The sequence below is a fragment of the Sutcliffiella horikoshii genome, assembly GCF_020524325.1.
GTDB lineage: Bacteria > Bacillota > Bacilli > Bacillales > Bacillaceae_I > Sutcliffiella_A > Sutcliffiella_A horikoshii_D.
The window spans coordinates 115711-138149 of record NZ_JAIVKY010000008.1 but is presented as its reverse complement, the minus strand read 5'-3'; the positions used below and the strand labels follow the sequence as shown (position 1 = coordinate 138149).

The 22439-nt window shown below is 39.7% G+C and carries 23 protein-coding genes and 3 riboswitches; of the genes, 12 read left to right on the top strand and 11 right to left on the bottom strand.

The genetic code is table 11. The features are described from left to right. Nucleotide 1: 1 nt before the first annotated feature. The 6 genes from LC091_RS13385 to LC091_RS13360 form a co-directional block, all read right to left on the bottom strand. Nucleotides 2-583 (bottom strand): ECF transporter S component, encoded by a 582-nt coding sequence (locus tag LC091_RS13385; protein WP_226682538.1) that lies wholly within the window; start codon nt 581-583, stop codon nt 2-4. A gap of 11 nt (nt 584-594) precedes the next feature. Then, on the bottom strand, nt 595-1278 hold the full coding sequence (gene tenA, locus LC091_RS13380; protein ID WP_226682537.1) for a thiaminase II: 684 nt from the start codon (nt 1276-1278) through the stop codon (nt 595-597). Between the two features lie 103 nt (nt 1279-1381). After that, nucleotides 1382-1488: riboswitch (TPP riboswitch) on the bottom strand. Nucleotides 1489-1562: 74 nt separating this feature from the next. Further along, complete coding sequence (locus LC091_RS13375) at nt 1563-2843, bottom strand: MFS transporter (protein WP_226682536.1); 1281 nt, start codon at nt 2841-2843, stop codon at nt 1563-1565. 123 nt (nt 2844-2966) lie between these two features. Next, the gene (locus tag LC091_RS13370; RefSeq protein WP_226682535.1) at nt 2967-3932 is read right to left on the bottom strand and encodes a quinone oxidoreductase family protein; all 966 of its coding nucleotides are present in this window, start codon (nt 3930-3932) and stop codon (nt 2967-2969) included. Between the two features lie 101 nt (nt 3933-4033). Next, nucleotides 4034-6070, bottom strand: coding sequence for a transglycosylase domain-containing protein (locus LC091_RS13365; RefSeq protein ID WP_226682534.1), 2037 nt, complete (start codon nt 6068-6070; stop codon nt 4034-4036). Beyond that, on the bottom strand, nt 6063-6212 hold the full coding sequence (locus LC091_RS13360) for a hypothetical protein (RefSeq protein ID WP_226682533.1): 150 nt from the start codon (nt 6210-6212) through the stop codon (nt 6063-6065). Before LC091_RS13360 ends, LC091_RS13365 begins: the two co-directional genes overlap by 8 nt. 118 nt (nt 6213-6330) lie before the next feature. Then, nucleotides 6331-6432: riboswitch (purine riboswitch) on the top strand. A gap of 100 nt (nt 6433-6532) precedes the next feature. On the opposite strand from LC091_RS13360, the gene ade reads away from it, so the two are divergent. The 3 genes from ade to LC091_RS13345 all read left to right on the top strand — a co-directional run bounded on the left by ade (nt 6533) and on the right by LC091_RS13345 (nt 9429). Continuing rightward, nucleotides 6533-8254: an adenine deaminase gene (gene ade / locus LC091_RS13355; RefSeq protein ID WP_226682532.1), complete on the top strand. Its 1722-nt coding sequence runs from the start codon at nt 6533-6535 to the stop codon at nt 8252-8254. Between the two features lie 94 nt (nt 8255-8348). Next, nucleotides 8349-8870, top strand: a complete 522-nt coding sequence (locus tag LC091_RS13350; RefSeq protein WP_226682531.1) for a universal stress protein — start codon at nt 8349-8351, stop codon at nt 8868-8870. A 136-nt stretch (nt 8871-9006) separates the two neighbouring features. Next, a complete protein-coding gene (locus tag LC091_RS13345) occupies nt 9007-9429 on the top strand; it encodes a hypothetical protein (RefSeq protein WP_226682530.1) in 423 nt (140 codons plus the stop codon). A gap of 65 nt (nt 9430-9494) precedes the next feature. On the opposite strand, the gene LC091_RS13340 is transcribed toward LC091_RS13345, so the two are convergent. Beyond that, complete coding sequence (locus LC091_RS13340) at nt 9495-9824, bottom strand: hypothetical protein (protein WP_226682529.1); 330 nt, start codon at nt 9822-9824, stop codon at nt 9495-9497. A gap of 313 nt (nt 9825-10137) precedes the next feature. On the opposite strand from LC091_RS13340, the gene LC091_RS13335 reads away from it, so the two are divergent. The 3 genes from LC091_RS13335 to LC091_RS13325 are packed head-to-tail and all read left to right on the top strand — an operon-like array spanning nt 10138 to nt 11406. Continuing rightward, nucleotides 10138-10731 (top strand): TetR/AcrR family transcriptional regulator, encoded by a 594-nt coding sequence (locus LC091_RS13335; RefSeq protein WP_226682528.1) that lies wholly within the window; start codon nt 10138-10140, stop codon nt 10729-10731. 2 nt (nt 10732-10733) lie between these two features. Beyond that, nucleotides 10734-11090 (top strand): DMT family transporter, encoded by a 357-nt coding sequence (locus LC091_RS13330; protein ID WP_226682527.1) that lies wholly within the window; start codon nt 10734-10736, stop codon nt 11088-11090. Between the two features lies 1 nt (nt 11091). Continuing rightward, entirely contained in the window at nt 11092-11406 is a 315-nt protein-coding gene (locus LC091_RS13325; RefSeq protein WP_226682526.1) for a DMT family transporter, read from the top strand. A gap of 308 nt (nt 11407-11714) precedes the next feature. On the opposite strand, the gene LC091_RS13320 is transcribed toward LC091_RS13325, so the two are convergent. After that, complete coding sequence (locus tag LC091_RS13320; protein WP_226682744.1) at nt 11715-12965, bottom strand: dicarboxylate/amino acid:cation symporter; 1251 nt, start codon at nt 12963-12965, stop codon at nt 11715-11717. Nucleotides 12966-13270: 305 nt separating this feature from the next. Between LC091_RS13320 and LC091_RS13315 the strand changes: the two genes are divergently transcribed. Further along, nucleotides 13271-13501: a hypothetical protein gene (locus tag LC091_RS13315; RefSeq protein ID WP_226682525.1), complete on the top strand. Its 231-nt coding sequence runs from the start codon at nt 13271-13273 to the stop codon at nt 13499-13501. 85 nt (nt 13502-13586) lie between these two features. On the opposite strand, the gene LC091_RS13310 is transcribed toward LC091_RS13315, so the two are convergent. After that, a complete protein-coding gene (locus tag LC091_RS13310; RefSeq protein ID WP_226682524.1) occupies nt 13587-14489 on the bottom strand; it encodes an aldo/keto reductase in 903 nt (300 codons plus the stop codon). Between the two features lie 168 nt (nt 14490-14657). Between LC091_RS13310 and LC091_RS13305 the strand changes: the two genes are divergently transcribed. From LC091_RS13305 to LC091_RS13295, 3 genes are all read left to right on the top strand, one after another. Next, a complete protein-coding gene (locus tag LC091_RS13305; protein WP_226682523.1) occupies nt 14658-15485 on the top strand; it encodes an STAS domain-containing protein in 828 nt (275 codons plus the stop codon). Between the two features lie 165 nt (nt 15486-15650). Beyond that, nucleotides 15651-15847: riboswitch (cobalamin riboswitch) on the top strand. A gap of 201 nt (nt 15848-16048) precedes the next feature. Further along, a complete protein-coding gene (locus tag LC091_RS13300) occupies nt 16049-18310 on the top strand; it encodes a ribonucleoside-diphosphate reductase subunit alpha (protein WP_226682522.1) in 2262 nt (753 codons plus the stop codon). Nucleotides 18311-18359: 49 nt separating this feature from the next. Beyond that, nucleotides 18360-19403 carry a ribonucleotide-diphosphate reductase subunit beta gene (locus tag LC091_RS13295; protein WP_226682521.1) on the top strand — a complete coding sequence of 348 codons (1044 nt, stop codon included), beginning with the start codon at nt 18360-18362 and terminating at the stop codon, nt 19401-19403. A gap of 215 nt (nt 19404-19618) precedes the next feature. Here LC091_RS13295 and LC091_RS13290 read toward each other — a convergent pair whose 3' ends face one another. Beyond that, complete coding sequence (locus LC091_RS13290) at nt 19619-20398, bottom strand: undecaprenyl-diphosphate phosphatase (protein WP_226682520.1); 780 nt, start codon at nt 20396-20398, stop codon at nt 19619-19621. Nucleotides 20399-20413: 15 nt separating this feature from the next. After that, a complete protein-coding gene (locus LC091_RS13285; RefSeq protein ID WP_226682519.1) occupies nt 20414-21001 on the bottom strand; it encodes a DedA family protein in 588 nt (195 codons plus the stop codon). Between the two features lie 127 nt (nt 21002-21128). On the opposite strand from LC091_RS13285, the gene LC091_RS13280 reads away from it, so the two are divergent. Together LC091_RS13280 and LC091_RS13275 are read left to right on the top strand one after the other, a co-directional pair. After that, complete coding sequence (locus LC091_RS13280; RefSeq protein ID WP_226682518.1) at nt 21129-21482, top strand: hypothetical protein; 354 nt, start codon at nt 21129-21131, stop codon at nt 21480-21482. A gap of 523 nt (nt 21483-22005) precedes the next feature. Further along, nucleotides 22006-22416, top strand: a complete 411-nt coding sequence (locus LC091_RS13275; RefSeq protein WP_226682517.1) for a hypothetical protein — start codon at nt 22006-22008, stop codon at nt 22414-22416. Nucleotides 22417-22439: the final 23 nt, after the last annotated feature.

Below are 22439 nucleotides of genomic sequence, written 5' to 3'. Positions count from 1 at the left end.
CCTATTGCCTTAAGGAATCATAATCCTCTTTGCTAGCAGGTCTGAGAAGAGTTGTTACCCCCGTAGCCTCTAGTGCTTTTACAAGTGCATAAGCAAGCACTCCAGCTAAAAGTACTGCTCCGATCAAGCGGAAAGAAATGAGCAATGCCACATTCCACCATACATAATCAAACAGGTATCCCCTAAATAGGTCCATAAGAAGCGAGCCGACACCAGCAGCGGCACCTGCAAGAGATGCTACAACCATATCAAACCGCTTATAGCGGAAAGCCATGAATACTATTTCAGCAAAAAGTCCTTGTATCACACCATATATCAAAACCATCAACCCATATTCCGAGCCGACCAGAAATTCACCTGAGGCGGCTGCCACTTCCGCCAGGAAAGCGACACCGGCTTTTCTGATCAATAGATAAGCAACTGTCGCGGCAATGAACCACATGCCATATGTCAGCTCTTGAAGCTGCAGTCCGAATGGAGCCAACACATTATAAACCGGAGCCCATATTTTATAAACAATCCCGAACACCAACGCAATAATGATTGTCACCAAAATATCTGTAAGCTTTAATCCACTGTTCATTGGAATCCCCCCTAGGCCTTCACTGCTTTTTCTGAGACCGGCCACCGCTCCAAGGTATAGGCCATTTCCCAGAAGGAATATTCATACTGACTGCTGATGATGAAATACTCCAGCATTCTGGCTTTCACTTCTTCGGTTGCCTTGTCTGCAAGTTCATCTAATCTATTGATTTGCTCTTCCACAAGCTCCTTGAACCATTCCCCACCATAAGCTGTAATCCACTCCTGATAGATTGGTTCAGCTGGTGTGCAGTCTTTTAATCTCTCCCCAATTTCGTAATATAACCAGTAGCAAGGAAGCAGGGCGGCAATTACTTCTCCCAATCCGCCGGTCAATACGGCACGATACATGTGGGAAGTATAAGCGTGTGCGGTCGGAGCTGCTTGGAATGCCGCCTTTTCTGCCTCTGTGACCCCAAGACGTCTTGAAAAGTTTTCGTGTAAGGATAATTCTGCTTCGTATGTACCTTGGGCATGTGCTGCTAATCTTGCTGTCGTTTGCAAATCAAAAGCTTTTGCTCCTGCATATGCTTGCACTTTTGCAAAATGGCTTAAATAATAGGCATCCTGAACTACATAATATTTAAACGACTCCAATGATAAAGTTCCATCTGCTATCCCTTTTACAAATGGATGATGGAAACTCGCCTCCCAAATGTGATCCGCTTTTTCTCTTACAAGCTGTGAAAATTTCATTCTCCATTCCTCCTAAAAATGTTAGTAAACGCAAAAAACCACCTTCCTCGCTTGCGCAAAGAAGGTGGTGAATACACTAATACAGCTGAACATTTAAGTGAAAAGTGTTTCGACCCCACTTCCCTACGCTGGTGTTAACCAGATCAGGTTCTAAGAGTCTTGAAGTCACACTTCAATCTCAGCCTTATAAAGGCACCCCTAGTGGTAGATTCGTATAAAGTTGTCGGAAAGCAATTTCTGATTCCTATGTTAATTTGCTTTTTCCATTTTGTCAAAGAATAATTTTACACAGAAGCGGAATTTTCCAATCCTTCAGCTGTCTCTTCCTCTTCTGAAGCATGTTTAGGTAAGGTGAACATATAGAAAAACCCAACAAACAATAAGCAACCCCCTACAAGAAGGTGAAGCCCTTCTACTGAAAGGATTTTTTGAAAAGTCAACGCAACGACTCCCAGAGTAATAGACTGAGACAACATCATCAAAGGAGTAATCCATCCCTGAACCCTTCCCATCATTTTAGGATCTACAATCCTTGGCAGCCATCCACCAATTCCAATGTTCACAAAAGGCAAACCTAGTCCGATTAGAGCTGTAAATGCAAAGTAGTAATACATATCCGGACTATACCCACTAGCTACGACAAATGCTCCAGAAACACCCAAACCTATGATGACCATTTGATACAGTTTCAGCTTTTTTGCCATCATGGACGCAACAATGCTTCCAATTAAAACCGAGATACCAAATACTACTCCCATCACCATCATGTGTTGCTCATAGTCTGTTGGAGCAAGTTTATATTTTAGTATATAAGCCGGCATGACGGAAAGCCCTCCGTTTACAATCCCAAAAACAAAGAAACCAATGATAAGGTAGACCAACAAAGGATTTTTTATAATATAAAGCATTCCATCTTTAAAATCATTCGCTACAAACCTCACATTAAGTTGATTCCATTTGTGTCGGCCATTTGGCAGGACGACATCCTCCTCTAACTTACAAGCATGAATTAATATCGCACTGACCATGTAAGTGACAAAGCATACAAATATTGCACCCTGAAGGCCTACGGTCCAGTAGATAAAGATTCCTAGCGCGTTACCAAACAGCATGAATAAGCTGCTTGTCATCTGATTTAGACCTGCTGCTACGGTATATTCATCCTTCGTAAGAATTCCTTGGATGATTGCAGCCTGAGCAGGATGGAAAAACTTCGATACGGCACTTCTTAAAAATAGTAGTCCAAACACAAGCGGCATCCAATCAATATAGATGGCCCCCATAAGTGCCAATGATAAAACTGCACAGATTACATCACTGTATACGGCAATTTTCTGTCGATCCATTCTGTCCGCTAGTACCCCTACTAAAAAGAAGACCGCAAGTGTCGGCAAAGAATACATTAATTCCGTCAATGCTGCATAAAATGGCTGATTTGTATATCTGTCCAACAAATACAGCATCAACGCGGCAATACCGACGATACTCCCCATTGTAGAAGTAAAAGATGACCAGAACAGCAAACTGTAATTTGGTTTCTTGAAGATAGCAATCATATTTTTCATCTTTTTCCCCCAACCAATCATTATTTAAAGTAATCTTACCTTACTTAGAAATGATTGGTAACAGACTTTGGGGTCTTTTTCTCTCCGTCTGAAGATGGATAGAGACTCTGTTTTTTATCGATTTTAGGGAATCAGCACGATTTTTCCGGTACTCTTCCTGCTTTCTAACAATTTATGCGCTTCGGCTCCGTCCTTTAAGGCAAACAGAGTGGGTGATGCAATTTGAAGCTTGCCTTCTTGTAACCATTGAAACAGTTGAGCCGCCCTTTCTATACGCACCTCTCTGGTTTTTAAAACGTTCCATAGATCGCCGCCTGTTAATGTCTTGGATGTATCCATCAGCATGCGGGGATCAACAGGTGCGGGGTCTCCTCCAGCCATTCCAAAAAAGACAACCGTTCCCCCGATTCTTGTGGCTTGAAAACTATCTATAAGCGTAGAACCTACCGATTCATACACAACGTCTACACCTTCTCCTGCAGTCAATTCTTTAACCTTTTCGGACCAAGATGTATCATACAGCAATACCTCTTTTGCTCCTGTTCTTTTTGCCACTTCAGCTTTCTCCACACTAGAAGTAAGGCCAATCGAGGTTCCTCCAAGTATGGTCACTAGCTGAGTCAGCAATTGACCCACACCTCCTGCAGCTGCGTGAATCAGAACTTGATCACCATCTTTAACTTGATAGCTGTCATGTACAAGATAATGAGCTGTTAGTCCTTGTAAAAGAAGAGAGGCAGCATGTTCAAATGTAACCCCATCTGGTATCGGAATTGCTTTCTCATAAGGAACAGACACAAATTCTGCATTTGCAAGCGGGACATCTGCAAATGCGATTCTATCTCCTTCTTGAATATCTGTTATTTGCTTACCAACCTTAACAACAATTCCAGCCCCTTCATATCCAAGGATGTATGGAGGTTCTCCCACTAGATGGTAGTTCCCTTTCCTCCTGTATATATCAGCATAGTTAAGACCTACTGCCTTCATTTGCACTAAAACATCTTTATCTCCGATGGTCGGCTGAGGTAATTCTATGTATTGCAGGACCTCGGGACCACCAAATTCATTAAAAATTAAAGCTTTCATTTCGACACCTCTTTTAATAATTAATTATATAACTATACTATAAATCATAATAAATGTTTAAAAAAACACCCTTCTCCATCATTTGAGAAAGGTGTTTCCTATTAGTCATCGTCCCGGTCTTTCTTCTTGCCACGATCCTTCTTATCTTTTTTATCTTCCTTGTCTCTCTTTTTCTTTTCTCTTTTGGATTCTTCTTGTTTTCTTTCTTGTTCCCGTTCTTTCTTTCCTTCTTCCTTCATGGAAGATTCTTTTTTCTTTTGAAGGTTTGCAGGCAAGTTTAAAGATTCTACCGGTTCCCCTTCAAGGGCTTCGCTTACAACTTGTTGGAAAACTTTTGCTGAAGGACTTCCCGCTCCAGAGATGATGGGAAGGACGTTATCTGCAGATTCTTTATCAAACCCAATCCAAAATGCCCCAACAATTTGCGGAGTGAAACCAACAAACCATTGATTAGAAGTGGCACCATGATTATTATCAGTTGTCTGAGTAGATCCTGTTTTTCCGGCAACTTCCCGTCCATCAATGATAGCGTTCTTTCCACTACCTTCTTCCACAACACCCTTTAGCATATAGTTCATCTTTTGAATGGCTTCCTCGGAAAAGACACGTTCTTTTTCTTCCTCAAAAGAAGCCACTTCTTTTCCTGTTACTGTTTCTATCTTAACAATTCCATGTGATTCAATAATTTCCCCGTTATTGGCATAGACGGAATATGCTTCGGCCATATGTTTCGGGGATACACCATGAAATCCGCCCAAAGCGATATTTCCGAGTGTACGATCTTCTTTTTCATCCACCGGCAAGTAAAGCTTTTTCGCTGCGTCCATACCTTTTTGAATTCCCATATCATACAACAGGGAAACCGCAGGGATATTATAAGAATTCAACACTGCATCATACATGGAAACCTCACCACGGAAGTCCAATGTGTGATTTTGTGGTTTGTAATCACCAAACTCAGTTGGAGAATCATTTAACATATCATACACATCATAACCCTCTTCAAGAGCAGGCGTATATACAAGTAACGGCTTTGCTGTGGATCCTGGTGGCTTCTTAAGCTTGGAAGCACGGTTAAAATCACGGAACTGATAATCCCGGCCACCGATCATTCCTAGAATTCCACCTGTTTTCGGATCAAGCAGAACGCCACTGCTTTGCGCTACCTCGCCGGACTTACCGGTCGGAAAATTCGCTGGATCTGCATACACTTTTTCAAGTGCTTCCTGGACCTTAGGTTCGAGCGTCGTATATATACGATATCCTCCCGCAAGGAGTTCACTCTCACTGATGCCGTACATTCTTTCTGCCTCATCAATAATGTAATCCGTAAAGCTTGGATATTTTCCTTTATGAGGATCGACATGTCTTGTTTCCAGCTTTAATTCTTCTTGTTTTGCCTCTTCCACTTCTTCAGCCGTAACGAATCCTTGTTGGTGCATAAGTGAGAGCACCAAGTTTCTCCGCTGAATGGAGCGCTCCTCATTATTTAATGGTGAAAGCGCTGAAGGAGCTTTAATTAACCCTGCTAATGTAGCAGACTCGGCAAGGGTCAGATCTTTTGGGTCTTTTGCAAAATAAACCGCAGCTGCGCGTTTAATTCCCCAAGCTCCTTCACCAAAGTAAATCTGATTAAGATATAAACTTATGATTTGGTCCTTCGAATAAGATTTCTCAACCTTTTTCGCTAAAAAGAATTCGTCTGTTTTACGTTTTAATGTTTTATCATGTGATAAAAAGACGTTTTTGGCCAGTTGCTGCGTAATTGTACTTCCGCCCTGCACATAGCCTCCAGCTTTAACATTAGTTGTAAGGGCTCGAAGGGTTCCTACAAAGTCAAACCCATCATGCTCATAAAAACGCTGATCCTCGACGGCTACAACCGCTTGCTTCATTACTTCCGGGATTTCATCAGATGGAACACCTTCAATCTGATTGGATGTGATCCTGCTTGCCACTTCACCGTGCCTGTCATATAGTACCGAAGATTGTGGCAGTGGATCTGTCAGGGCACTAACGTCCCTTGTATTAATATATAATTGCATTCCAACCAATATAATTAGAGCCAGTAACCCCGCAATAAGAAGTACTGCTCTAAAGCTAACTTTTCGTTTATGCTTACTTACTCTTTCAGCCATAAGAACCCCCTATATGCAACAAAACTAATAATAGTAATTCGAATGCAGTCCCCTCTTTTTTAGGGTGACATGCATAATCAAAGATTGGCCACATTAGAATATGTAAAAGCCATTCTTCTTCGTTGATAATACCATTCCTCAAACTTAAACACTATTACATACCCTTTTTCAACAAAAGTGAACCCCTTTTACCGAATTCGAAATTTTCCGGTTATAAATAGAAGCTTGACGTAAATTCCTCCACCCCACTATAATGGGAAAAATACTCATATTGAACTACTCGTATAATCTTGGAGATATGGTCCATAAGTTTCTACCAAACTACCGTAAAGAGTTTGACTACGAGAATCCCCACCTTCTTATTTTATCTGCATGTATAGTGCAAAAAAGATTGAGGGGTATTCTCCATGGTCAAACTCCAAGTTATTGCTTGGAGTTTTATCTATTTTGGAGGGGAAAAACATGACACTTAACTTGAAATCTATAATAAAAGCAGCAGCAAAAAAGACCAAAGCTGACCTCGTTATTAAAAACGGAAGAATAATAGATGTATTTAATTTAGAGATTCTAGAGGAAGATCTTGCGATAAAAGACGGCATGATTATAGGTATAGGTAATTATGATGGGCATGAAGTAGTAGATGCTAAAGGAGCATTCATTTGTCCCGGTCTGATTGATGGGCATGTTCATATGGAATCCTCCATGATTCATCCCCACTATTTTACCCGGACAATCCTTGCACATGGAGTCACTACCATCATTACCGATCCTCATGAAATTGCAAATGTAAGTGGTACTTCTGGAATTCAGTTCATGTTGGATGCTACAGAAGAATGCCCGGTAGATGTTTTTTTCATGCTACCATCTTGTGTACCTGCTACATCTTTCGAGTTCAATGGAGCCACTATCCAGGCACATGACCTTGCTCCATTTTACGAACATGAGAGAGTTATCGGACTGGCAGAAGTGATGGATTTTCCTGCTGTCCGTGAGGGCAACGAAGCAATGATTGCAAAATTGGCACAAGCGTATCAGCATAATAAGCAAATTGATGGACATGGCGCTGGCCTTGCTCCTGAAGACTTGAATATCTATGCCTCTGCCAACATAAAGACCGATCACGAATGCGTCACCGCACAAGAAGCAAAAGAAAGATTGAAGCGGGGAATGTACGTCATGATGCGGGAAGGAACTGTCGCAAAAGATGTTAGAGCCTTGATTCCTCTTGTAAATGAAAAAAATGCAAGACGCTTTCTATTCTGTACGGATGACAAACATCTTGATGATTTGGTGAATGAAGGCAGTATCGACCATAATATCCGAATCTCCATCCAAGAAGGACTTGAACCCTTGCAAGCCATACAAATTGCTACATTAAATGCCGCAGAGTGTTTTTCTTTAAAGGATAGAGGAGCGGTTGCCCCAGGGTACCGCGCAGATTTACTAATTATTGAAGACCTTGAAACATTCACTATCAAAGATGTCTATAAGAATGGAAACAAAATAAAGGAACACGATCATCTAAACGCTCCCATCGTCGTTCCAGATCTTTTAAAGGGTTCTGTAAACACGAAACCAATTCATAAGAATGATTTAACAATAAGTGTGGAAACAGATAAACCATGTAACATTATAGAAATTATCCCTAACAGTCTTGTTACCAAGCATATAAAAGAAACCGTGACGACCTATAATGGGCATTTTGTACCCAACCATGATAAAGATCAATTAAAACTCGCAGTGATTGAAAGACATAAGCGTCGCGGGCATATCGGACTTGGAATCGTTAAAGGGTTTCAAATAAAAAACGGAGCCATAGCCTCCACCGTAGCACATGATTCTCATAATATAGTCACAGTGGGGACTTGTGATGAAGATATGTTGGTTGCAGTCCAAGCAATAGAACAGATTAAGGGCGGCCTGGTGGTTGTTTGTGAGGGAAAAGTTGTAGCCTCCTTGCCACTTGAGATTTCAGGCTTAATGGCCAATATGACGACAGATCAAACTCTGTCGTCCTTAAAGGACCTTCATGATGCCCTTCATCTTATCGGCAGCCAAAATAGCTTTAATCCTTTTGTGGCATTATCCTTTTTAAGCCTTCCTGTTATTCCGGAACTGAAGTTAACAGATACTGGACTTTTTGATGTAAGAAAGTTTGAACATATATGCATTCAAGCAAAATAGAGGTCTTCACATCTCCTCCTTTGTTTTAAAAGTTATTGCTTAGGGTATTTAATTTACAACAATAAACTTACTTAAAATGATGGAAAAGGAGCAGATGAAAATGGAAACTTTCAATAATATTTTAATTGCTTATGACGGTTCTCAGAGCAGTTTGAAAGCAGTACAAATGGGAATAAATATGAAAAAAAAATTACACTCACACCTTACCATTTTACATGTCTTAGAAGAAACATCTGTAAATGTCCCAGTCCCAGCTACTAGACCTGATACACTTCCTGCCGGTGGTATGGGCAGTGTCGACGGATTAAACATTTATACAAATAATGTGAAAGATTCAGTGCCGAGTCAACAACAAGTTGCTACAGCCGAAAATGATGCTACTACACAATCATTAAATGAGGTCCATGCGCTATTATCCCAGGAACGAGTGGAAGCAAAAGTAGAGGTCATGCAAGGAGACCCTGCCAAAACAATTTGCAACTATGCCGACACACAAGCAAGTGATCTTATTATTATCGGAAGCAGAGGGCTCGGAGGATTAAAGAAGTTGATACTTGGAAGTGTAAGCGATAAGGTTACAAACACTGCCAACTGTCCAGTTCTAATAGCAAAATAAAAAATAAGACTAATCAGGTTTCCTAATTGGAAGCCTGATATTTTTTTGGTCTTTAATCAAGTAAAAAGATCTTTTTTTCACCAACCTCTGGGCGCCTGCATACCGTATAGAGAATTGAATAGAAGGGAGCAATCCTATGTATCCTTATCGTCAACTTAGTTTTCCACCATTCGGACCGCCTCCTGGTGGTGGGCAAGGGCCTGGTTTTGGGCCACCTTCTGGAGGACCACCTGGATTTGGACCACCGGGAGGACCTGGTGGAGGGCCAGGTGGAGGACCTGGAAGTGGGCCACCACCCGGACCACCGCCATCTACTCCACCACCCCAAACTGCCAGCTTCGGTTCCCCGGGTGGACCTACTGCTTTGGCAGTGGATCCGGGTGCATTTTACGGATGCTTATACCGCTATACATGGGTCAGGTTAAATAATGGAGAACAATTCTGGTTCTACCCTACCTTTATAGGAAGAAGATCTGTCGCTGGTTATCGCTGGTTCTTCTTTACTTGGATGTACTTCGGTATAGATTCAAATCGAATTCGTTCTTTCCAATGTGTGTAGGATGATTTGAAGAAAGACGCCAGACAAAACTAAAACACACCACAGTACTAGTGTGGTGTGTTTTGTTATCCCTGTATCTTCTTCGCTTCAATATTTACTTCTTCATCATTTTCCTTCATCTTGTTAACCATGTTGTGAAAAGCACTCCATTTTGATAACTTATCAATAGCTTCTTTTTCAGAATTTACACCTGTTACCTTGAAAGAATTATCATTAACTGATACCTCGTAAGCAGGTTGAGCTGCTTTTTGCGCTTTTTTGTTTTTCTCGCGCTCCATATGTCTATTTATTCTCTGGACGCTCTTCGCATCTTTTTTTAACTCCGACCCATCTTCTGCATATTTCGCCTTTTCCATTAAATCTTGATTCTTCTTTTTCAATGTATTTTCACTCAAAATAATACCTCCTTATTGTAATCTCTGGTTGTGAGTCGATGTGTATTGCTCTGAGCTCCCTGTCGTGAGGCTGCTAAACGAATGGTCTTCCCTATAGCTCTATGCTCTGTCTGAGATTTAAAAAGAGCCTGCCTCTTCTCCAACTTGGCTTTTAACCTCTTATTCACATCAATTCCTCCCTCATCTCTTAACTTTCAAATACCCTCATTAATCAAATATAAAACTCATTGATTTTTTAGGTATCTTATCTTATAATTTGATTCATCACTAACCTAACGAACGGTAGGTAGTTTGAATTTACAGGAGGTATAACATGTCCTATTCAACTTCGGAACTTATCAAACAGCATGCGCTCCAACTTTTCGCTCAAAAAGGGTATTATGGTACATCTTTAAATGACGTAGCATCATTGGTTGGTATTAAAAAACCCTCTTTGTATGCTCATTTTAAAAATAAAGATGATTTATATATAACCATTTTGCGGGAACTGATGGACACATTTATGGATAGAGTCGCTATCGATTCGTCTGAGATTCAATCAAGTTCTACAAAACCATTGTTAAAACGTCTCCTAATTAACATGATAGATTTCTGGAAAGACGAAACATTAGGGTTGTTGTATAAACGCACCCTGCTTTTCCCGGAAGAAAAATTCCGATCATCTATACAAGAACACTTTCTACAAACAGAAACTTACACGACTGATATTTTATCTAAAATCTTTAGACAAGGACTAGACAATAAAGAAATACCACCCCAAACGTTAGAACCCCTTATTGACGCATATTACTGCTTAATTGATGGCTTGTTTGTACAACGGTTCTTTTATTCCAGTACTGACTTTGACAAGAAAGCGGATCATGCATTTGAACATTACTGGAAAGCAACGGAGATAGGAGGAAACTAGCCATGCAATGGATGTATATTTTTATCGCAGGTCTATTAGAAATTATCTGGGTAATAGGTCTAAGGTATTCAGAAGGGTTTACCGTTCTAGTGCCTAGTTTAATAACCCTAATCACATTGGCTATCAGTTTTTACTTGTTTTCTAAGTCATTAAAGTTTTTGCCAATCGGAACTGCGTATGCCATTTTTACAGGACTCGGGGCAGCAGGAACAGCAATTGTGGGCATTTTATATTTTCAAGAATCAGCAAGTCCTTCCAAACTGTTTTTCCTAAGCCTTATGCTAATTGGAATTATTGGATTAAAAATGACAACTTCTGATGATACAACGGAAACAGAAGTACTAGAGGAGGGAAAATAAAATGGCTTGGATTTTTCTTACTATAGCCGGAATTTGTGAAATTGGCGCAGTGGCATCTCTTAAACTAGCAGAAGGATTCAAAAGACTTATCCCTTCTATTTGTTTTGTAGGAATCGGCTTGTCTAGTTTCTATTTTCTTTCTCTTGCTTTAAAAGAAATTCCAATGGGAACTGCTTATGCGGTTTGGACAGGAATTGGTTCGGCGGGTAGTGTAGCCCTTGGGATGATCTTCTTCCAAGAATCAAAAGACAGAGTGCGTTTCTTTTTGCTCTCCTTAATAATCATAGGAGTAATAGGGCTGAAGATTTCACAATAAAAAAGCTGCTCAGTCCTTTTTTTCAAATACGTTAGTTAATGGTTAATCGCCGCTGTTCCTTTCCGCAAATGGCTTCGCTTTCCGCGGGACGGTGCTTGAGCCTCCTCGCTGCGCTGTGGGGTCTCAACCTACCGTTACTCCCCCGCTGGAAGGGAGAGGTGAGACCCCGGAGGCGCAAGCCTGAGGAAGCTCACGGACCGCCCGCAGGCAAGCGAAGCGCTTGGAACGGAAATCTACAGAACCTTATACTTTCTGATCTTCCATACGAAAAAGCCATTCCAGTTGTATTGTCTGGAATGGCTTTCTGTTTATATTCTTTGTTCTTTTGGCAACTGAACTTCTCCATCTTCAGATTTTGCAACTATATATGCGCATGCTGCATCACCTGTTATATTAACAGCTGTTCTAGTCATATCTAGTAGACGGTCAATCCCTAGTATTAAGGCAATTCCTTCAACCGGAAGGCCAACCTGCCCTAGTACCATGGCAAGTAGAATAAACCCTACTCCAGGCACACCTGCTGTTCCGATACTTGCAACAACAGCTAAACCTACGACAGTTAGTAATTGCGTCAAACTTAAGTCAATTCCGTATACCTGCGCAATAAATACCGTGGCAACACCTTGCATGATTGCCGTACCATCCATATTTATTGTGGCACCCAAAGGTTGTACGAAACTACTGATTCTCTTGGGAACTCCAAGATTTTCTTGTGCGACATCCATAGACATTGGTAGCGTTGCATTACTGCTTGATGTACTGAATGCAACACTCATTGCTGGAATGAAACGCTTGAAGAACGTAATTGGATTGATTTTCCCTAAGAAGAATAAGGCACTTCCATATGTTACAACGAAATGTATGAATAATGCTAAAACGACGACCAAAAAGTATGCTCCCATAGCCTTAATGGCATCTAATCCTAGTCCGCCAACTGCAGAGGCAATTAATCCGAATGCGCCGTATGGAGCAGTTTTGATAACGATATTTACAAGTAGCATGACAATATCATTTGCTTGTTCAAATAGGGTTTTCACCTTACCTGCTTTCTCCCCCAATGCATTTATGGCAAATCCAAGTAATACCGAGAATGAAATGATTTGCAGCATTTCACCTTCTGCCATAGCTTTAATCGGGTTTGTAGGAATGATGTTTAATAGTGTTTCCATAACAGGAGGTGCTTTTTCCGGTGTATCTTCTTTCGCTAATTCATCAACCATCATACTTTCAAAGTCACCGGCAAGTCCAGGTTGAATAACTGAAGCAAGTGTTAGACCTATTGTTATGGCAATACATGTTGTAATCAAGAAGAACAGAATTGTTTTTAAACCGATACTCCCAAGCTTTTTCGTATCTCCAAGTCCTACCACACCCAGTGTAATGGAGATAAGGACAATTGGGACAACAAGCATAGTGATTAAGTTAAGAAAAATTTTTCCCAGAGGTTGGAATAGATATGTATCTAATGGTTTGAATAAGGACGGTGCATATACATTTAATGCAAGTCCAACTAAAATCCCCAAAATAAGACCAATAATTATTTTTTTAGTCAATGTCATTTTCACATTGAAATCCTCCCTTTTGTAATACTGATATAATTTCTCTTTTCGAATTTCAGTGTTTCTCCCTTTCATTCGACAAAAGGCGACTTTTTTTATTCTACGAGGTATTTTTATTTCTGTATGATAGACCAATTTCTTAACACCTGTTATAATACACAATAAAAGATCAAAAGTCGGGTTGTATTCCTTTCGAATTTTTGATATATTTAACAACTGATTTCTACTTTTATTTACCCATTATTTTAACTTTTATAGCATTTACAAATAGAAAAATTTTCATGCAATTAATGGAGGCGTTTTAAATGAAATTACTTTGGAGGGTAATCGTTGCAATATTTGTTCTTATTGTTGCCAAGGTTGCTTTGGATTCCTATCAAATAATTAAAGTTGCTGCAGGTGGAGATCACATTCGAATTGATCCGGCATTGTACTTCAACTTATCCTATGTGATTTTTGGTTTTATTGGATTGATGTTTTTCTCGGATGTTTACAAGAAACACATGAAAAAACGCAACAACCAGTTGAAATACTAATGGTATTTCATCCAATTTTTAGAATATTAACAAATAAAAAACCAGGCCAATGGTCCTGGTTTTTTATTATGAAAATATAATAAAATTAATCCACTTCTTTTCCTTTTGATGCTTCTAAAATTTCAAACCACTGCTGTTTATTCAGTTTGATATCCAATGAAGAAACAGCCGACTTTACTCTTTCTATTTTTCCTGAGCCTACTATCGGAAGGATTTTGGAAGGATGCGTTAATAACCAAGCATATAAAACTTGATCCATAGATTCTGCCCCTGTTTCTCCTTGTATTTTTTCTAATGTATTTCTTACTCGTTTAACCTTGTCATCTGTACTAGTGAAAATACTTCCTCCGCCTAGAGGGGACCATGCCATCGGAGAGATTCTATCCATTTGGCATTGCTCGATTGTTCCCTTATCGAAGTGTTCCAAGTTGGTAGCTGAAATTTCAATCTGATTTGTTACCAATGGTTCATCTAGATATGAGTTAAGTAACTTATACTGGGAAGGAGCAAAGTTGGAGACACCAAACCGCTTTACTTTTCCTTGTTCTTTTAACTGTGAGAACGCTTCTGCCACTTCACTTGGATCCATCATTGGGTCTGGTCTATGTATCAATAGAATATCTATATAATCTGTTTGAAAGTTCTTTAATGACCGTTCTACAGATTGAATGATATGTTCTTTGCTTGTATCATAATATTTAATTTTATGTTCTGGTCTATTAGAAGAGATTAGCTTGATTCCACATTTCGTTACTATTTCTATTTTGTCCCTTAGTGAAGGCTTAAGCTCTAATGCTTGTCCAAATTGCTCTTCTACTGTGTAATTACCATATATGTCTGCATGGTCAAAGCTTGTCACCCCAAGGTCCAAACACTTTTCTATAAATTCCACAACCTCTTCCTTGCTATAACCCCAATCACTCAAACGCCACATTCCATGTACAATTCTAGAGAGAGAAACATCTTCTGCAAATTGAATTCTTTCCATACTAACACTCCTATCTATATTAATAATAAGAAATTATACCTCTTTTAAATACAATTAGCCAAAAATACTGCTTATTTCCTATTCTTATCTAGTAAATGATATACATCTTTTGGACTTTAAACTAAAATAGAAATTAACATACAACTGTAAATAAGAAAGGATTCTACCATGACCAAGACGGCTTATTCCCTAATAGGACAAAAATTAGTAGATTCACAGAACGAAGTAGCTGCTAGCATGCTATTGGAAATACAGAATGCTTATCCTAATGTACCGCAATATCACGAAGAAGAAGTTGAGGTTCAAATCAAGGAGATCTTTAGAACGTTATTGGTATTCCTGGGTGAATATGTCCTCGATCCTGAAAATACAGTTCTAGACCGTGCCAAAGAATGGGGGGAATCTATAGGATTCATGTCGGTGAAGGCTGGCGGATCACTTGAAGAAACGCTCTCTAATATGACGTTATATAAAAAATGCCTATGGGCGTTTATCCAACGTGAAGGTATGGAAGATGGGCTACACATGAATCAGATTACAGATATTTTTATTCTGATAGATGAAATCTTCAATATTATTGTCTATGGATTCAGTCATGCCTTTTCCATCGCTACTGAACAGAAAATGTTAGAAACAAAAGCTTCTTACATTCGACTATCTATTCCTATAGTCCCTTTACAACAAGGGATGGGCGTACTGCCTCTTGTCGGAGAAATTGATGAGATTCGTGCAGGAATACTGATAGAAGAAACGTTGGAGAAGAGCAAAAACCTTTCCATATCCAACCTCATCATTGATTTTTCGGGTGTTTACCGTTTAGACGAAACAGTTCTGCACACTATGGACCTACTCATCCGATCTCTCAAACTAATTGGCATCTCACCAATCATATCAGGCCTGCGCCCGGAACTAAGCCTACAATTCATCAACTCCGGTCTCATCCTAAAAGACATTCAAATCAGCAGCTCTATTGAGCAAATATTACAAGAGCATTAAAAAAATCCTGCCGGGGTCAGACCCCGGCAGGATTTTTCACCTTCACGTCGAACCCTCCATAAAATGTCTTGCCATTTGTTTGCGTTTCCATTATGATAGTACTATCATCTAAATAAACACCATATATAGTTCAAACATAATAAATATATAACTACATATAGTATTTTAACATTCTGCGATAAAGGTGTCTTTTTTATAGACTTAATAGGGAATCCGGTGAAAATCCGGGACTGTCCCCGCAACTGTAAGTGCTGACGATTTTGAAAAACCACTGTACATGAACGCTTAACGGCTCTTGTATGGGAAGGTTCAAAATAGGAAGAAGCACGAGTCAGGAGACCTGCCTTTACCGATTTAGTTTCTCTTTCTTCGGGAGTTGAGAAGATGAAACGATACATAGAACATGGTAAAAAACAGGACAGGGTTCTTTGATTATTTTTTGCTTACTTCAGCATCTTCCCTTAAGAACTCTCCCCTCCACTCTTTCCCTTTTCTATGGTCGTTTGATCCACTCAACTTTTGAGTGGTTTTTTTTATTTTAAACGAAGTGGAGAGTGAAAGAAATGACCGTACATACAAAACCTGAACATAAAGAGAATGTACCTAGCTTTCAAGATTACCAAATACTTTTAGAAAATGTTCTTTCAGAGTTTCCAAAACTTGAAACAAAAGCTTATCTACAAAAAGCAACCAAGATTATTGATAAATTGCACCATAATAGCAATCACCATGAGCTTACAAACCAACTAATACTAGAAGCGCTCAATCACGTGGATGAACTAGAACCAAGCTGGACCTATGTTGCATCAAGGTTATTATCACAAAAGCTGCAACAGGAAGTATGCAGAAATAGAAATATCACCAAGCCCTATACAGAATTTTATTCTCTAATCAAAGGCTTAGCAGAACAAGGAATCTATCAAACTGAAATCCTAAAAGCATACACCCCTAATGAAATTAATGAATTAGAGGCAGTTCTTGATCCTCAAAAAGATTTTCTATTCACCTACATCGGCCTGAAAACGTTATCTGACCGATATTTAACGCGAGATCATAATAAACGTTTACTAGAGTTGCCTCAAGAACGTTTCATGATTATTGCCATGACTCTCATGCAAAAGGAAGAAACTAATCGAATTCACTACGTGAAAGAAGCTTATTGGGCACTAAGTAATTTGTATATGACCGTTGCCACACCGACATTTGCCAATGCCGGTAAAACGTATGGACAGCTTTCAAGTTGCTTTATTGATACAGTTGATGACAGCTTACAAGGTATCTATGACAGTAACACTGACATTGCAAATCTCTCTAAATCCGGAGGCGGCCTTGGCGTCTACCTTGGAAAAATACGTAGTCGCGGCAGTGATATACGAGGATTCAAAGGCGTATCTAGTGGAGTGATTCCATGGATGAAACAATTGAACAATACTGCCGTCAGTGTCGACCAGCTCGGTCAGCGGAAAGGTGCCATTTCTGTCTATTTGGATGTTTGGCATAAAGATATTTTTTCTTTTCTAGATAGCAAGCTGAACAATGGTGATGAACGAATGCGTACACATGACCTTTTCAACGGAGTATGCATCCCGGATATTTTCATGGAGCAGGTGGAAAACAGAGGAGACTGGTATTTATTTGATCCACATGAAGTTAGAAGATTAATGGGTTATTCCCTTGAAGATTATTATGATGAGAAAGTCGGTACAGGCAGCTTCCGCCAGAAATATAAAGAATGCGTCAATCATCCAGATCTGCCGAAAGAAAAAGTACCGGCAATTGAGATTATGAAAGCCATCATGAAAGGGCAACTAGAAACCGGAAGTCCGTTCATGTTCTATCGTGATGAAGTGAACAGAATGAATCCAAACTCTCATAAAGGAATGATCTATTGCACAAATTTGTGTACGGAAATCACCCAAAATCAAAGTGCGACGGTAACGAAAAAACAATATGTAGAGGATGGTACGATCGTAACTGTTAAAACACCAGGAGACTTTGTAGTCTGTAATTTATCCTCCATTAACCTTGCCCGCACTGTAAGATCCGGTCAATTGGAGCGTCTTATTCCCATACAGGTTCGGATGCTTGATAATGTGATTGATTTAAATGAAATACCGGTCCTGCAGGCAAAAATAACTAATGAGAAATACCGTGCCGTTGGGTTGGGCACATTCGGTTGGCATCATCTGCTTGCCTTAGAAGGAATTAAATGGGAGTCAAATGAAGCAGCGCTTTACGCAGACAAACTTTATGAAAAAATTGCGTTTCACTCGATTCAAGCTAGCTGCCTTCTCGCTAAAGAGAAAGGCTCTTACCCAGCATTTGAAGGGTCTGATTGGCAAACTGGTGACTATTTTCACAAACGCAAATATGGGGCATCCTCCGAACTGGATTGGAATACCCTTCAAAAACAAGTAGCAAATTACGGCGTTCGAAACGGTTATCTCATGGCGGTTGCCCCTAATGCGACCACATCTATCATTGCTGGAAGTACTGCTAGCATTGATCCCATTTTCCTTAAGGTGTATTCAGAAGAGAAAAAGGATTACAAGATTCCCGTAACGGCCCCTGACCTTAACGCAGAGACCACCTGGTATTATAAATCTGCTTACCAAATCAATCAGCATTGGAGCATTTCTCAGAATGCTGCTAGACAGAAACATATCGACCAGGCCATTTCCTTTAATCTGTATGTTACGAACAATGTGAGAGCAAAAGCGTTACTTGAACTTCATCTTGATGCTTGGAAGCAAAAATTAAAAACAACCTACTATGTTCGGTCTACATCTTCAGAATTAGAAGAATGTGAATCTTGTTCAAGTTAGACAGCTAATTATCATTAAAGAAGTATGCCAATATAAAGGAGAAAACCAGATGAATGCACACCTAAACTCACGCATCTTAATGGATGTGGACGCACCCAATAGATCGACCAAAATAATAAATGGAAAAAGCTCCAATGTTCTTAATTGGGATGACGTTGCATTTTCATGGGCTTATCCAAAATATAAAAAAATGCTCGCCAACTTTTGGTCGCCTTTTGAAATTAATATGTCCCAAGATATCAAGCAATTTCCTCACTTGTCACCACAAGAACAGGATGCATTTCTGAAAATCATTGGACTTCTTGCACTCCTAGACAGCATTCAGACCGACTATGCTGGAAAAGTCGCAGACTATTTGACCGATTCTAGCCTTAACGCGCTGATGATCATGCTAGCCCAGCAAGAGGTAATCCATAACCATTCATACTCCTATGTCCTATCAAGTCTTGTGCCTAGAAAGAAACAAGAAGAAGTGTTTGAATACTGGAGAACAGAACCCATCCTTAGAAAAAGAAATGACTTTATAACCGATGGATACAAAGCATTTGCTGAAACACCCTCTATAGATAATCTCCTGAAATCCATCATATATGATGTTATTTTGGAAGGGCTCTTCTTCTATTCAGGCTTTGCATTTTTTTATCATCTGGCGAGAAACCAAAAAATGGTCGCTTCCAGTACAATGATCAACTATATAAACAGGGACGAACAAATTCACGTGGATTTGTTTGTGAAAATCTTCAAAGAGGTCCTTCTGGAATACCCAGAACATGACACAGATAGTCTTGAGCTTTTCGTGGAGGAGACTTTTAAAGAGGCAGCACAATTAGAGATTGACTGGGCAAGACATATTATCGGAGATCATTTTGCCGGGATCGAACTGGAGGATGTGGAAGCATATATTAAATTCTATACCAACGTCCGAGCCCACCAACTAGGTTTCAATCGCCCCTTTGAAGGATATCGCACAAACCCTTTGAAATGGATTAAAGCATACGAAGACGTTGACCTAGGAAAATCCGATTTCTTCGAACAAAAGTCCAGACAATACACAAAAGTAAACGTAGTAGACAACGGATTTGATGAATTATAAAGAGTAAGATGGATAACTTAGTTGATTGGAGTGGAAGGCGCGCAGACGCCCGCGGGAGGAAGGGACAGGTGAGACCCCGGAAGGCGAAGCCTGAGGAGGCTCACGGACCGCCCGCAGGCAAGCGAAGCGCCTGGAACGGAAATCAACCGGATTATAGACTATCTAATTTTCCTAAAAAAGGCCGTGTACCAAATAAGTACACGGCCTTTCCTTAGTTAAAACAGCCCCCAATATTGAAGCGCCAAAATCACCACTCCCAACATCCATACATAAACCGCAAACATACGTAGAGAATGCTTTTTCAAATAATTAATCATCCATTTCACAGCAATATACCCAAAGAAACAGGATGCTAGTATTCCAATCATTAAAGAAAATAAAGAAATATCCTCCCTTCCGACTTGTGCCACCTCAACAGTTTGCAAAAACACAGCCCCTGCAATAGCTGGTGTTGAAAGCAAGAAAGAAAAATATGCTGCTGTTTCCCTATCCAATTTCCGAAACAAACCTGCTACAATCGTCAACCCGGATCTTGAAATGGCCGGGAATATCGCAGCAGCCTGGAAAGAGCCAATAAATAATGCATCCTTCCACGTGATATCCTCCATCTTTTTTGAACCTTTTTTAATGGAATCTGCAAACCAAAGAAAAGCGCCTGTAATCAGAAACTCCCACCCAATCGTAACGCCTGTTTTGGAAATCTCCTCAAAGTAATCTTTAAAAGCAAGTCCAAAAACGACTGCGGGAATGGTCCCGATAACCAACAAGAAAGATAATTTATGAAATGGATTACGGATAATTTTATAGAATTCTTCTCGATAAAAATAAAGGACTGCTATCAACGTTCCAAAGTGAAGCATCGTATCAAGCAATAACCCTGCTTCTTGCAAACCGAATAGGTTTCTTCCTAAATATAGGTGACCCGTACTTGAAATTGGCAGGAATTCCGTTAATCCTTGAATAATCCCCAATATAAAGGCTTCAATTTTGGACATACCCTCTCCCCCTTCCTATTCCGTCCTTTTTCTTTCAAATACAAAATAAGTGATGGCGCCAAGTATTATTAATATCATTAATGGAATGATAAGCGGTTGGGCTGCATGTTTAATCTCCCGCCAATTTTCCCCTAGTTGAAGGCCAATATATAAAAATAAAAAGGTCCATGGAATAACCGCCGCCACTGTATAGAGCAAAAAAGTAAAAAATTTCATTTTGGCTATGCCTGCCGGAATGGAAATAGCGTGCCTAACCACCGGGATAAAACGTGCTGTGAAAATGACAATCGGTCCGTAATTTTGAAACCACTTCTCCGAAATGTCCAAATGCTTAGGCTGAATCAATATGTACTTTCCATACTTATCAAGAAATGGCCTACCGCCAATACTTCCTGCCCAGTATAAAAACAGCTGAGCTAGTGTACCCCCAACCACGCCTGCTAGCATCGCTCCCAAAAATCCTATCTCTCCAATTGAAATTAAATAACCACCATATCCAAGGACGATTTCGCTAGGAATGACCTCCACCATTAAACCGAGAGCGATTCCCCAAACTCCCAATGTGGTGAAAAATTCAAAAACAGATAAAAAAAATTGTTCCATATCCTCACCCCATTTGTAAGAGAGTTGTCCCTAACAATGTATGAGAGCACGTCCACGAAAAGCACTAAAATCAGAAAAGGGTTTTTACTAATTATGTCGAATATTAAAGGAATGGAGGTGCTGATAAATGAAGAAAATCTTTATTCTATCCTTATTCCTCCTTTTTCTAACAGCCTGCGGTATGCCTACACACATTCCGGATCGTTTTTCTTATATTGAAGTGGTCGAACAAAAAAAAGATGAATCACTATCAGAGATCGAGGGTATCGAAAGCATCCTCAGGGGAAGTGACCTAGTCATCGGATTAGATGAGGCAGCGGAGAAGTATCCAGATTACAACATAGAAAATACTCCCGCTTATATAGTGTTTGAATATACAGGATATCTTACCGACGACATGATTTTATTCACCTACGACAAGGAAGAGGCTGTCACGTTATTGAAAGAAAAAATTCAAGACGAAAAAGAAAAAGTGGAATAACCAAAAAAGTCGAACAAAAGCAACAGCTTAAGTTCGACTTTTAAATAGGTAAGAAAAAACGAAAATATTATGAAATTCTCAGCTGTTAATTGGAGCAAAAGGCGTAGACTCCTCGAAAATGCTACGCATTTTCTTCGTGCGATGTATTGCTACCGAAGCCTTCCTTGTCCTGCGGGGGATTAGCGACATTGTTGAGACCCCTGAAGCGTTGTGAGGAGGCTCAAGGTTGCCCCGCGGAAAGCGAAGCCATTTGCGGAAATTAACAGCGCGTTTTATGTAACCGCTTACTTAAATAAGAAAGCATAAACTTACCTTCATTTTCATATAGTTAAAAAATTGTAATTGGGAGGATTTATATGGGGGAACTATGTCTACAATCTTCTTGCGTCGGTTATGATTTAATCTTGATTACCTTAGGCTGCTTACTAATTCTATACATCGGTTATCGGTTTCTCGGTCACGAGGACTAAACAACCTCATGATTTCACTTCTTTTGCTTCATACTACAAGAGAGGTGATATAAATGAGGAAGATATTTTTGCTTCTATTGCTCTTCTTTGGAGCTTTTCCCATGACCTTTTCAGCACAGGCACTTCCAATAGAAGTATTTGATGTTACACAAGGTAAGGTAATAAAATCCATACCTTTGGATGAGAAAAACAAAGTAGAAGCACTAAAACTTGTAAAAAGTACAGACTCCCTCTATCCAAAACTTAATCCTACTCCAAAAACAGGGTTTATGATTAAGGTAATTTTTGATCCAGCTGAAGATATTGAAACGAAAGTATTAAAGCAACCTGTAACGCAAGTCATTTTTATTTTTCCGGATGCAGAGAAACCTTATATACTGATCTTCAACGAAAAAGATCAACCTATGTTTTATTATTTCACTGAAGATTTCGCACCATTTTTAGAAATGCTCGGAATAGATTAACTAAAAAACGGGATAATGGGTAC

Bases quoted from the DNA above. Each gene is read 5' to 3' on its own strand.
- LC091_RS13385 (WP_226682538.1), bottom strand. From the start codon at position 583: ATGAACAGTGGATTAAAGCTTACAGATATTTTGGTGACAATCATTATT.
- tenA (WP_226682537.1), bottom strand. From the start codon at position 1,278: ATGAAATTTTCACAGCTTGTAAGAGAAAAAGCGGATCACATTTGGGAG.
- LC091_RS13375 (WP_226682536.1), bottom strand. From the start codon at position 2,843: ATGAAAAATATGATTGCTATCTTCAAGAAACCAAATTACAGTTTGCTG.
- LC091_RS13370 (WP_226682535.1), bottom strand. From the start codon at position 3,932: ATGAAAGCTTTAATTTTTAATGAATTTGGTGGTCCCGAGGTCCTGCAA.
- LC091_RS13365 (WP_226682534.1), bottom strand. From the start codon at position 6,070: ATGGCTGAAAGAGTAAGTAAGCATAAACGAAAAGTTAGCTTTAGAGCA.
- ade (WP_226682532.1), top strand. From the start codon at position 6,533: ATGACACTTAACTTGAAATCTATAATAAAAGCAGCAGCAAAAAAGACC.
- LC091_RS13350 (WP_226682531.1), top strand. From the start codon at position 8,349: ATGAAAATGGAAACTTTCAATAATATTTTAATTGCTTATGACGGTTCT.
- LC091_RS13345 (WP_226682530.1), top strand. From the start codon at position 9,007: ATGTATCCTTATCGTCAACTTAGTTTTCCACCATTCGGACCGCCTCCT.
- LC091_RS13335 (WP_226682528.1), top strand. From the start codon at position 10,138: ATGTCCTATTCAACTTCGGAACTTATCAAACAGCATGCGCTCCAACTT.
- LC091_RS13330 (WP_226682527.1), top strand. From the start codon at position 10,734: ATGCAATGGATGTATATTTTTATCGCAGGTCTATTAGAAATTATCTGG.
- LC091_RS13325 (WP_226682526.1), top strand. From the start codon at position 11,092: ATGGCTTGGATTTTTCTTACTATAGCCGGAATTTGTGAAATTGGCGCA.
- LC091_RS13320 (WP_226682744.1), bottom strand. From the start codon at position 12,965: ATGACATTGACTAAAAAAATAATTATTGGTCTTATTTTGGGGATTTTA.
- LC091_RS13315 (WP_226682525.1), top strand. From the start codon at position 13,271: ATGAAATTACTTTGGAGGGTAATCGTTGCAATATTTGTTCTTATTGTT.
- LC091_RS13310 (WP_226682524.1), bottom strand. From the start codon at position 14,489: ATGGAAAGAATTCAATTTGCAGAAGATGTTTCTCTCTCTAGAATTGTA.
- LC091_RS13305 (WP_226682523.1), top strand. From the start codon at position 14,658: ATGACCAAGACGGCTTATTCCCTAATAGGACAAAAATTAGTAGATTCA.
- LC091_RS13300 (WP_226682522.1), top strand. From the start codon at position 16,049: ATGACCGTACATACAAAACCTGAACATAAAGAGAATGTACCTAGCTTT.
- LC091_RS13295 (WP_226682521.1), top strand. From the start codon at position 18,360: ATGAATGCACACCTAAACTCACGCATCTTAATGGATGTGGACGCACCC.
- LC091_RS13290 (WP_226682520.1), bottom strand. From the start codon at position 20,398: ATGTCCAAAATTGAAGCCTTTATATTGGGGATTATTCAAGGATTAACG.
- LC091_RS13285 (WP_226682519.1), bottom strand. From the start codon at position 21,001: ATGGAACAATTTTTTTTATCTGTTTTTGAATTTTTCACCACATTGGGA.
- LC091_RS13280 (WP_226682518.1), top strand. From the start codon at position 21,129: ATGAAGAAAATCTTTATTCTATCCTTATTCCTCCTTTTTCTAACAGCC.
- LC091_RS13275 (WP_226682517.1), top strand. From the start codon at position 22,006: ATGAGGAAGATATTTTTGCTTCTATTGCTCTTCTTTGGAGCTTTTCCC.